A 10,915-nucleotide genomic window follows, 5' to 3' on the forward strand; every position below is an offset into this window, starting at 1 on the left:
TTTGGAGCCAATTCAGTTCCTCCAGAGGAACATGTACTGTGGTCAGCATGGGAGAAAGATACTGAGCCGTCTCTATATCATCTACGCTGATAACAGAAATATCTTCCGGTATTCGAAAATTTTTTTCTTTTAATGCGTGAATGACTCCGATAGCAGTGGTATCGTTGGCACAGAAAATTGCAGAGATATCTGCCTTATTGTGCATCAGGATATTAGCACCTTTGTAACCGCCATCTGCAGAAAGATGTACATTACTGGTATTTTTCTGCAAAAACGGAAGACCAAGTTTAGCAAGTGCATCTTTATAACCGTTGAAACGTACTTCATTATTCTGTTCACCTACATAACCGATTTTCGTATGTCCGAGTTCCACAAGATAGGAAAGGGCACTATAGGAAATATCACTTCCGTCACAAACTACCTGGTCATATTGGGTTCCCATTGGATTCAGACCTGTATAAATCACATTTTTATAATTTTGAGTAAAGAAGCGCAACAGCTGTTTCTCATAGCGTCCCAGAATTACGATTCCGTCTACAGGAAATTGGGCAAGTTGTCGTGCCATATCGGGATTTGCAATATCCATGGCTGTAAATGACTGACGGATAAAATAGTTGCTTTTGAAGGCCTCCTGTTCAATTGCTTTTGCAATCTGTGAGAAGAATGGATCGGAAACAGCGGAATTACTTCTTGCATAAATACAGGCAATGGATTTGGGCGTTGTATTCTGAATCTGAGCTTTTTGCCCTAATTTGAGGCTTCGGGCTGTTGCATTGGGAGTATAACCGCTTTTGCGTACAATTTCCCATATACGTTCCTGAACTTCCGGGCTTGCTGCTTTTGTATTTTTCTGGTTTATTACTCTGGAAACCGTAGAAACAGAGACATTTGCCTGCCTGGCAATTTCTTTTAATGTCATAATAACTCCCCGCAATCTTTTATACGACTATTTTCAAAAACTATGTGCAAAACAGAAAATCAGAGTCCTCTGTTAAAAAAAAAGTCGTTCAGAACCCCTCCAGGGGGTTCTGAACGACTTTAATTATACAGTAAATTTATAAAAAAAACAATAAAAAGAAGGAAAACGTTTGCGTACTTTGAATGCAAAATCAACTCAAAGTCATTGATAAAAAAGTAAAAACTTATATAATTTTTGATAGAGTACATAAAACTAAAGTGGAGGTGCTTAAATTTATGGGGAAAACATTGTATTTAGAGTGCTATTCCGGAATCAGTGGTGATATGACCGTCGGTGCACTTCTTGATCTGGGGGCGGATAAGGCAGTTTTGGATAGGGTACTGCAAAGTCTTCCTGTATCAGGGTTTCAGATAAAAACCGGCAAAGTGGTAAAATCCGGAATTGCAGCCTGTGATTTTGACGTTATGTTAGATAAAGATCATGAAAACCATGATCATGATATGAAGTATCTGCATGGTCATAATGAGAATACTGCGGGAGAGTCTGAGATTCATATACATGAACATGGTATTGCAGACCATGCATGTGCACATGAGACAGAATCTGTACATTGTCATCATCACCATGAACATAGAGGGGTGAAAGAAATTGCACATATTATAGAACATAGTGCAATGACTGACAATGCAAAAAAGATTGCTTTGAGAATATTTGAGATTCTTGCAGAAGCAGAGAGCAAGGCACATGATGTGCCTGTGGAGCAGGTACATTTTCATGAAGTCGGTGCAGTTGATTCCATTGTAGATATTGTGTCTGTGGCAGTTTGTCTGGATAATCTGGATATTACGGATGTAGTTGTACCTGTACTTTATGAAGGTTGCGGAACCGTCCGCTGTCAGCATGGAATTTTACCAATTCCTGTTCCTGCAGTTGCGAATGTGATAAGCGCAAATCATTTGTGCATAAAGGTGACAGCTGTTGAGGGGGAACTTGTAACACCTACAGGTGCTGCTATTGTGGCAGCAATAAGAACGAAAGATAAGCTTCCGGAGGAATTTGAAATAAAGAAAATAGGGATTGGAGCCGGAAAACGTCAGTATGAATGTCCCGGAATCCTCAGAGCAATGATTATTTCTTAGAAAACGTTTGCGCAGATTCCAGGCAAATTTGCATTGAATTCGTTGATTAAAAAAATTTTATCTACTATAATAAATACAACAATAAAGGTAACGAGCTGGATAATAAATGAAAGGAAGTAAAGCAATATGGGACATAGTTATTATAGCTATACAAAGGAAGAGTTAGTGGGTAATGGACCGAAGCTTCCGGTAATTGTTATGGAAGACAATGCAGAAGTATTTCATTCTATGGCAGTTGAAATGGTGGATGAAATCAAAAAACATAACGAAAAGGGAGAAAAAACAGTATTTATCTGTCCTGTAGGTCCTGTAGGACAGTATCCATATTTTGTGGATATGGTTAATGAGCAGAATATCAGCCTGAAAAATGTATGGTTTATTAACATGGATGAATATCTGGATGATGAGAAACAATGGATTTCAAAAGATCATCCGTTAAGCTTCAGAGGCTTCATGCAGCGTACAGTTTATGATAAAGTTCGCCCGGAACTTGTAATGCCGGAAGATCAGAGAGTATTTCCGGATCCGAATCATCCGGAATATATTTCTGAACTGATTGAAAAACTGGGGGGCGTTGATATCTGTTTCGGTGGAATTGGAATTAATGGTCATGTAGCATTTAATGAAGCAGATCCATCCCTTACAAATGAAGAATTTCTTGCTCAGAAAACACGTGTTCTTGAAATTACCAAAGAGACAAGAACAGCAAACGCAATCGGTGATTTCAACGGAGCACTGGAAGATATGCCTCATTATTGTGTTACCATCGGAATCAATGAGATCTCTCATGCAGGAAAGATCCGCCTTGGCTGTTTCAGAAACTGGCATCGTGCAGTAGTACGAAGAGCTGCATATGGGGAAGCAACTTCTGATTTCCCGGTATCTCTTCTTACTTCACATCCGGATATTAACCTGAAGATAACAGAATTTGTTGCAGCACTTGACTGAGATAGTCGATAACAGACAATAGAAAGAAGGAAGAACATGAGCATTCGGATCATAAATGGAAAAGTATATAAGAATGGAACTTTTTCAGAGGAAGATCTTGTTCTGAAAGAGGGAAAGATCAGTTCTGCTGAAGATGAAAACGCAGATGAAGTCTATGATGCAAAAGGGAAATATGTAGTACCCGGTTTTATAGATGTACATACTCATGGCGGTGCAGGGGTAGATGTAAATGCGGCTGATCAGCAGGGATTTGAAAAAATCGGACATTTTTTTGCAACTCAGGGAACTACGTCATGGCTTTCATCCATATTGACAGATACGAAAGAACAGACGTTGAAAACAATAAATGAAGCTGTGAAGCATCAGGAGGCACAAAAGAACGGACATGAAAACTGTGCAGATCTTCTGGGGATTCATCTTGAGGGACCATTCCTTGCGCCGGAATATAAAGGAGCAATGCCAGAGCATTTGCTGATTTCTCCGGATCTGGAGCTTCTGAAAGAATATCAGAAGGCAGCAGACGGTAATATTCGCTATATTACTGTTTCGCCGGAAGTAAAAGGAGTGCCGGAAGCAATTAAGGGAATGACGGATCTTGGTATGAAGGTTGCTATCGGTCATTCAGGCGCAGATTATGAGACTTCATGGAAATGTATTAATGAGGGGGCTGTAGCAGCGACACATACATTTAATGCGATGAAACTTCTTCATCAGCATTTTCCAGCTATCATGGGGGCTGTTCTGGAATCTGACATCTATTGTGAAGCTATCTGTGACGGACGGCATCTGCATCCGGGAACCGTTCGTTTTCTTCTGAAAATGAAAGGTCTGGACAAAGTAATCGCCATAACTGATTCTATCATGGCTGCCGGACTTCCGGATGGAGAATATATGCTGGGCGTTAATCCGGTTATCGTAAAAGACGGAGACGCAAAACTGAAATACGGAGATTCCAGAGCGGGAAGTACGCTTACAACAGGATGTGCACTTAAGAATCTGATCAAATTTACAGGAAGATCTCTTGAAGAGATACTGCCGCTTCTTACATGCAATCCGGCGAAGATGCTGGATGTATATGACAGGATTGGAAGTCTTGATACTGGAAAAGATGCGGATGTGGTTATTCTGGATGAAGAATATTCTGTCATTGATACATTTGTAAAAGGTAGAAAAATAGAACAATAAGGGAGAGAAGATTATGCCATTAATACCATTAAGACCATTACTGGAAACTGTAGATAAATATCACTTTGCACAGGGGGCATTTAATGTAAATGCAGTAGCACAGGCAAAAGCAGCAATTGAAGTTCATGAAATGTTCCGTTCTGCAGCAATCCTTCAGGGAGCAGATCTTGCAAATGGATTTATGGGTGGAAGAACAGATTTTCAGAATGCTACTCTGGAAGATAAAAAAATCGGTGCAAAGAATATCGCAGATGCTGTAAAGAAATATGCAGAAAATTCCCCGATTCCTGTTGTTCTTCACTTGGATCATGGTAAGAATTTTGATTCCTGTAAAGCAGCAATTGCAGGCGGTTATACATCTGTTATGATTGATGGCTCCAGCCTTCCGTTTGATGAAAACGTGGAACTGACTCGTGAAGTTGTCAAATATGCACATGAAAGAGGTGTTTCTGTAGAGGGTGAACTGGGAGTTTTAGCCGGCGTGGAGGATCATGTATTTTCTGCTACATCTACTTATACCAATCCTTTAAAGGCTATTGAATTCTTTAAGAAAACAGGTGTTGATGCATTGGCTATTTCTTATGGAACCATGCATGGCGCTTCTAAAGGAAAAAATGTTAAATTAAGAAAAGAAATTGCCATTGCCATCAAAGAGTGCATGCTGCATGAGGGTATTTTTGGTGTACTGGTATCTCATGGATCTTCAACAGTGCCAAGATATATTGTAGATGAGATCAATGCTCTGGGTGGAAATATCCAGAATGCCTATGGAATTTCTATTGATGAACTGAAAGCGGCAATTCCATGTGGTATTGGAAAGATCAATGTAGATACAGATATCCGTCTGGCTGTTACAAGAAATATGAAAGAATTTTTTGCAGCTCATCCTGAAAAAAGAGAAAGCCAGTCGATTGGTGAGGTATATCGCCTTCTGGAGGCAAAGAAAGAACAGTTTGATCCACGTGCATTCCTGACTCCTATTATGGATACAGTTATGTATGGCGTTATTCCGGATGAAGATGTTGCTGCTCTTATGGCTGTTGTTGAAAAGGGCGTAAAAGAAGCAATCGGTACTCTGATCGTAGAATTTGGTTCTTATGGAAAAGCACCGCTGGTGGAGATGACTGGTCTGGATGAAATGGCAGAGCGCTATCGTAAAGGGCTTTGATCTATATATTAACAGCACTGGTAGCTTTGGCAGGAAGTTGTGTGCAGAGCAGCAGTGGATTTGGCTATGCAATTATCTGTATGGCCATCTGGCCAATGTTTATGCCTTTTTACACAGCTTCCATACTGGAAGCGATTGCAGCTTTTTTTATGGTAATTTACATTGCAGTAAAGTTGTGGAAATTTATTGACTGGAAACTTCTTCTGCCACCTGTGATCATGGCTACGGTAACCAGCCTTCTGGGGGTGAATACGCTGATGGCTCTGGATGAAGCTGTTTTGTCAAAGATCATGGGAACAGTTCTTCTTGTTCTGGCAGTTTATTTTATTTTCTTCAGCAGTAAAGTTCATTTAAAGGCAGGTTTGGTTTCCGGATTGGCAGCCGGTGCAGTCAGTGGTTTTTGCGGAGGACTTTTTAATATTGGAGGTCCACCGATGGTAGCGTATTTTTTGTCCGTGACAGATGATAAAGAAAAATATAATGCTACACTTCAAATGTTTTTTACAATTAATACGGTCAGTGTTTTCCTGATCCATGTGTTTCAGGGTCATGTATCAGGAGCTATGCTGCCTTTGGTTGGAGCGGCACTGGCAGGAACGGCAGTTGGAACAGCAGTTGGAATGTTTTTGTTTCGCCGGCTTACTATGACAGGAATCAAAAAAGTGGTATATATTTTTATGATGTGTGCCGGAAGCTATCTCCTTTTATCCTGAATCTGTTTGCAGAGACTATAGGCAGACTGCACATTGTATGATGATTATTTGTCTGTTAATTTTGTTAAAAGAAAGGTAAGAATTTTATGAAACACATTTATCTGAATTTAAAAAGATTTGATGTTCCGGTGGAATTCGGAGGTGTAAACCGTCTGGCTCCGGTTGCTGACTGGGCATCCTGTATTGTAAAGAATACACAGGAAGAATTAAAGACATATGATCCTTCTGAAGTGGAATTTGGTATGTATTTTCCGGAAGTACATCTTCTGAATGCAGCAGCAGCAAAAACAGAAGGAAGTCCTGTTCAGATAGGCTGCCAGAGTGTATTCAGAGCAGATACTGCAGTTGGTGGAAATTTTGGTGCATTTACTACAAACAGACCGGCTTCAGCTATGGTTGCTGCGGGATGTGAGACTACTATTATCGGACATTGCGAAGAAAGAAATGACAAAGCAGGAATTCTCGCAGAAGCAGGTGTTACAGATACAGATGCTGTAAATCGTCTTCTGAATCAGGAAATCAAATGTGCGATTGAAAGAGGAATGAAAGTTCTTTACTGCATTGGTGAAAAGAGTGAGGAACAGGAGCAGTGGCAGGAAGTTCTTGGAAAACAGCTTGAAATTGGTCTCAAAGATGTAGATACTTCAAAAGTTGTGATTGCATATGAACCAATCTGGTCTATCGGACCGGGAAAAACACCGGCCGGAAAAGAATATATTACTAAGATCGCGAAATTTGTAAAAGAAAAGACAAATGGTATGGACATCGTATATGGTGGTGGTCTGAAGCAGGACAATGCAGAAATGCTTGCGTCCATTGATGAGATAGATGGTGGATTGATCGCATTGACAAGATTTCAGGGTGAAATTGGATATTATCCGGAGGAATATCTTGAGATTATTCGTCTTTATATGGGTAAGGTAAATAACAGATAATAAATTAAGTACGTATAATGAAGGGAGATTTACTATGAAATTTGATTTTGAGTATGGACAGGGAACCATGTCTGCTGAATTGCCGGATAATACTGATATTTTTATCCCGGGAGAAACTGTAAAGGATCCTGATCATATTCCGGAAGATCAGCTTGAGGCTGCTTATCTGGAAAGTCTGGCTCATCCGATCGGTATGCCTACTTTAACAGAACTGGCAGGACCCGGAAAAACAGTTACTATTGTTGTTCCGGATCGTGTAAAAGGTGGCGAGCAGGCTACCAGCCACAGAAAGTTAAGCATTAAATATATTTTGAAAGAATTATATGCTGCCGGTGTTGAAAAGAAAGATATTCTTTTCATTATTTCTAACGGACTTCATCCAAGAAGCACAGAAGCGGATGCAAAGGCTATCTTTGGAGAAGAATTATTTAATGAATTCTGGCATACAGGACAGATCATCAGTCATGACAGTGAAGATCAGGAACATATGGTAGATCTTGGAACCACTCACAGAGGCGATCCGGTGTACATGAATAAATATGTCTTTGAGTGTGATATTCCGATTCTTATCGGTCATGTACAGGGAAATCCTTATGGTGGATATTCAGGCGGATACAAACACAGTGCAACTGGTATTACAAACTGGAAATGTATTGCAAGCCATCATGTACCGTCTGTTATGCACAGAGATGATTTTACACCGGTTAATGGTGGAAGCCTGATGCGTAATAAATTTGATGAGATCAGTATGCATATGGAAGAAAAAATGGGACATCCTTTCTTCTGCTGTGATGCTGTACTGGATACACAGTCCAGACAGATCGCAATTTACTCAGGCTATGCAAAGGAAATGATGCCGATCAGCTGGAAGCTTGCTGACAAGAGAACCTATGTACACTGGGCAGAGAAGAAATATGATGTACTTGTATTTGGTATGCCGCAGAAATTCCACTATGGTGATGGAATGGGAACCAATCCTATCATGATGATGCAGGCTTTAAGTGCACAGGTACTTCGATTCAAGAGAGTTATGAGTGATAACTGTGTAATTATCTGCGCATCTACATGCAATGGTTATTTCCATGATGAGCGTTGGCCATATTTAAGAGAATTATATGATCTGTTCCAGCATGATCATATGAATACGCTGCCGGATATGAACCGCCTTGGTGAGTATTTTGCTACGAATGAAGAATATATCCGTAAATATCGTTATACGAATGCATTCCATCCATTCCATGGCTTCTCTATGATGTCCTGCGGACATATTGCAGAAATGAATACCAGTGCAATCTATATCGTAGGCGCTGAGGAACCGGGCTATGCAAGAGGAATGGGCTTAAAAACAAGAGCTACATTTGAAGAAGCACTGGAAGATGCCAAGAAGAAATATGTTGGTCAGGAACCAAATATTCTGGCACTGCCAATGACATTCAAAAAAGCAGCTGTACATCTTTGCATGAAAGATCCTGCACAGGATTGTATGGATGAATATGGACATCGTCATCCATGTTGCTGTTGATGTAGCGTCATTAATTAGTAGGGTATAGTATTTATAATATAAGCATCCCTGTCCAGAGCTGTTTTGTGTTTCTGACAGGGATGTTTTGTTATATCACTGGCATTTTTATACTGAAAGAGAGAATTTGGGATATGAAAGAAAATACAGCTTTAAGAAAAAGAATTTTAGCAGCATTGTTTCTTGCGATCGGACTGATCCTTCCATTTATCACAATGCAGATACCGGCAGTAGGGAAAATGCTTTGCCCGATGCACATACCGGTGTTATTATGTGGATATATCTGCGGATGGCCATATGGTTTACTTATTGGGATTATTACACCTCTTTTAAGAGGAGTGGTGTTCGGAATGCCGGCAATTTTTCCGAATGCCTTCTGTATGGCGTTTGAACTTGCCACTTATGGGCTGGTGGCAGGAATTTTATCAGAAAAAATGAAAAAAGATATAAAATCCCTGTATATTTCACTCATAGCAGCAATGCTGTGTGGACGGATCGTATGGGGACTGGTTTCGGCAGCAGTATATGCATTTACAGGAGGGATCTTTACCTGGGAACTGTTTCTGATGGGAGGATTTATAAATGCGTTGCCGGGAATTCTGATTCAGCTTGTTCTGATCCCGTCCCTGGTAGAACGTTTGTATAATATGGAAGGAACAGTAGAATGGAATTAAAGGCATGCTGCAAAGAAAGATTTGAACCGGTAGTTCAGGCAATCAGAAAATTGCAGAAAGAGAAGGAAGGACTGGATGAGCCTCTGATCGTTGCAATTGATGGCAGGTGTGGAAGTGGGAAAACTACATTGGGAGAATATCTGGAGCAGGTATTCAACTGTAATCTGTTCAGAATGGATGACTTTTTTCTGCGCATGGAACAGCGTACGCCACAGCGTCTGAAAGAAACAGGAGGAAATGTGGATTATGAGCGGTTTGAGGAAACGGTATTAAGACCAATCTTTCAGAAGCAGACTGTTTTTTATCAGCCGTTCAGCTGCCAGAAATGGAATCTGCTGGAGGGATATCCTGTTCCTTATAAAAAACTCAATATTATAGAGGGTTCTTACAGTATGCATCCATATTTTAAGAACCCTTATCAACTTCGTGTATTTTTAAATATTTCTCCCAAAGATCAGATGGAAAATATAAAAAAGCGCAATGGCCCGGAAAAGGCAAAACAATTTCAGAATATGTGGATCCCAAAGGAGGAAGCCTATTTTAAAAAATTCCATGTGATGGATGGTGCAATACAGGTCATGTGGAATCTGAAAACTGAAGAATAAAAGATTATTCTATCAGAGAAATCTCAAGATGATATGCTTTTTCTTTTCCGGATTCCAGTGTGAGGATCCCATGCTTATGCGCAAAAATATCATCATCCTGATGAAAAATGCCGGAACCGTTCCATGGCTCCAGACAGAGAAACGGAGCCTTTCCTCCGGCCGGTGTCCAGATCGCAAGGGATTCAAAATCAGGATAATATACGGAAACACCTTTTCCTGTAACTGCATTTACGAAAGAAACATGGTGTGAATTCGTGTGTTCAAAGAAAACAGCATCCTGATCAAACATGGAAATTGTGAGAGGAAGTGTGTTGCCTTCTGCTTTCTGGGATACTTTGTGATCAAAATTAAATTCCAGATTCTTTATATCATATTCATAAGAAATAAAATTCTCTTCTTTTTCAAATCTTAAAATACAATTTTCAATATTTTCTCCATTATTGACCGGACACATGAAACCGGGATGTGCACCAATGTGATAATACATAAGGTCGGAATCTTTGTTTATTACTCTATAGTCCATAGACAGGGTACTGCCATTCAGATGATATGACAGGTAAAGTTCGAAATCATAAGGATAATGTTTTAATGTTTCTTCATTTGCTTTAAGTAAAAAAGTGACGGAATCTTCAGTCTGTTCTGTTACTTCAAATTCAGATTCTTTACAAAAACCATGCTTGGGCATCTGGTATATATGATCCTTGATAACAGTTTCTCCGTTGCGGACATTTCCCACAGTCGGAAAAAGAAGCGGAGAAGATCGAAGCCAGTAAGTGGGATCAGAATTCCATACGTATTCATTCCCGGATGGATTGGAATAGGAATTTAATTCGGCACCAAGTGTGTTTAAAAGTACATGATAATTGTCAGATTGTAATTTAATCTGCATAGTAAAACCCTCCCTGATAAATACATAATAGTAATATGCTGCATAAAACAAGCGTATCATAAAAACACTGTAATGGAATAAGAATTTGGACAAACGTTTGGGGATGAAAGATAGAGGGTGGAGTTGATTTATGTTTAAATGCAAAACTTTTGTTCCTACAAAAACACAAAAATCAATAGTTTTTGGATTATAATCCAAAAACTATTGATTTTTATATCACT

At 39.7% G+C, this 10,915-nt stretch carries 11 protein-coding genes; 9 read left to right on the top strand and 2 right to left on the bottom strand.

The window, feature by feature from the left end:
* The coding region (locus AC075L_RS19610) for a LacI family DNA-binding transcriptional regulator (RefSeq protein WP_476388054.1) at window positions 1-919 on the bottom strand (919 nt) is incomplete at its 3' end.
* 275 nt (window positions 920-1,194) lie between these two features.
* Between AC075L_RS19610 and larC the strand changes: the two genes are divergently transcribed.
* The 9 genes from larC to AC075L_RS19655 all read left to right on the top strand — a co-directional run bounded on the left by larC (window position 1,195) and on the right by AC075L_RS19655 (window position 9,805).
* Window positions 1,195-2,058: a nickel pincer cofactor biosynthesis protein LarC gene (gene larC, locus AC075L_RS19615; RefSeq protein WP_330398341.1), complete on the top strand. Its 864-nt coding sequence runs from the start codon at window positions 1,195-1,197 to the stop codon at window positions 2,056-2,058.
* A 126-nt stretch (window positions 2,059-2,184) separates the two neighbouring features.
* Window positions 2,185-3,006, top strand: coding sequence for a sugar phosphate isomerase family (locus tag AC075L_RS19620; RefSeq protein ID WP_062808278.1), 822 nt, complete (start codon window positions 2,185-2,187; stop codon window positions 3,004-3,006).
* Between the two features lie 36 nt (window positions 3,007-3,042).
* The gene (gene nagA / locus AC075L_RS19625) at window positions 3,043-4,191 is read left to right on the top strand and encodes an N-acetylglucosamine-6-phosphate deacetylase (protein WP_025578027.1); all 1,149 of its coding nucleotides are present in this window, start codon (window positions 3,043-3,045) and stop codon (window positions 4,189-4,191) included.
* Between the two features lie 13 nt (window positions 4,192-4,204).
* Window positions 4,205-5,359 carry a class II fructose-bisphosphate aldolase gene (locus tag AC075L_RS19630; RefSeq protein WP_025578029.1) on the top strand — a complete coding sequence of 385 codons (1,155 nt, stop codon included), beginning with the start codon at window positions 4,205-4,207 and terminating at the stop codon, window positions 5,357-5,359.
* A 26-nt stretch (window positions 5,360-5,385) separates the two neighbouring features.
* Window positions 5,386-6,072, top strand: coding sequence for a sulfite exporter TauE/SafE family protein (locus AC075L_RS19635; protein ID WP_243152669.1), 687 nt, complete (start codon window positions 5,386-5,388; stop codon window positions 6,070-6,072).
* Window positions 6,073-6,158: 86 nt separating this feature from the next.
* A complete protein-coding gene (locus tag AC075L_RS19640; protein WP_055152195.1) occupies window positions 6,159-7,007 on the top strand; it encodes a triose-phosphate isomerase family protein in 849 nt (282 codons plus the stop codon).
* Window positions 7,008-7,041: 34 nt separating this feature from the next.
* Window positions 7,042-8,529 carry a lactate racemase domain-containing protein gene (locus tag AC075L_RS19645; protein WP_025578033.1) on the top strand — a complete coding sequence of 496 codons (1,488 nt, stop codon included), beginning with the start codon at window positions 7,042-7,044 and terminating at the stop codon, window positions 8,527-8,529.
* A gap of 131 nt (window positions 8,530-8,660) precedes the next feature.
* Window positions 8,661-9,200 (top strand): ECF transporter S component, encoded by a 540-nt coding sequence (locus AC075L_RS19650; protein ID WP_025578035.1) that lies wholly within the window; start codon window positions 8,661-8,663, stop codon window positions 9,198-9,200.
* The gene (locus tag AC075L_RS19655) at window positions 9,191-9,805 is read left to right on the top strand and encodes a shikimate kinase (protein WP_025578037.1); all 615 of its coding nucleotides are present in this window, start codon (window positions 9,191-9,193) and stop codon (window positions 9,803-9,805) included. Before AC075L_RS19650 ends, AC075L_RS19655 begins: the two co-directional genes overlap by 10 nt.
* Window positions 9,806-9,809: 4 nt before the next feature.
* Here the strand turns inward: AC075L_RS19655 and AC075L_RS19660 are convergent, their stop codons facing one another.
* Window positions 9,810-10,694 carry an aldose 1-epimerase family protein gene (locus AC075L_RS19660; RefSeq protein WP_173684585.1) on the bottom strand — a complete coding sequence of 295 codons (885 nt, stop codon included), beginning with the start codon at window positions 10,692-10,694 and terminating at the stop codon, window positions 9,810-9,812.
* Between the last annotated feature and the right edge of the window lie 221 nt (window positions 10,695-10,915).

This window comes from Blautia sp. ZXY-1-B12 (assembly GCF_056339915.1).

Excerpts from the sequence above, each read along its gene's own strand:
- larC (WP_330398341.1), top strand. The coding sequence starts at position 1,195 with ATGGGGAAAACATTGTATTTAGAGTGCTATTCCGGAATCAGTGGTGAT.
- AC075L_RS19620 (WP_062808278.1), top strand. The coding sequence starts at position 2,185 with ATGGGACATAGTTATTATAGCTATACAAAGGAAGAGTTAGTGGGTAAT.
- nagA (WP_025578027.1), top strand. The coding sequence starts at position 3,043 with ATGAGCATTCGGATCATAAATGGAAAAGTATATAAGAATGGAACTTTT.
- AC075L_RS19630 (WP_025578029.1), top strand. The coding sequence starts at position 4,205 with ATGCCATTAATACCATTAAGACCATTACTGGAAACTGTAGATAAATAT.
- AC075L_RS19640 (WP_055152195.1), top strand. The coding sequence starts at position 6,159 with ATGAAACACATTTATCTGAATTTAAAAAGATTTGATGTTCCGGTGGAA.
- AC075L_RS19645 (WP_025578033.1), top strand. The coding sequence starts at position 7,042 with ATGAAATTTGATTTTGAGTATGGACAGGGAACCATGTCTGCTGAATTG.
- AC075L_RS19650 (WP_025578035.1), top strand. The coding sequence starts at position 8,661 with ATGAAAGAAAATACAGCTTTAAGAAAAAGAATTTTAGCAGCATTGTTT.
- AC075L_RS19655 (WP_025578037.1), top strand. The coding sequence starts at position 9,191 with ATGGAATTAAAGGCATGCTGCAAAGAAAGATTTGAACCGGTAGTTCAG.
- AC075L_RS19660 (WP_173684585.1), bottom strand. The coding sequence starts at position 10,694 with ATGCAGATTAAATTACAATCTGACAATTATCATGTACTTTTAAACACA.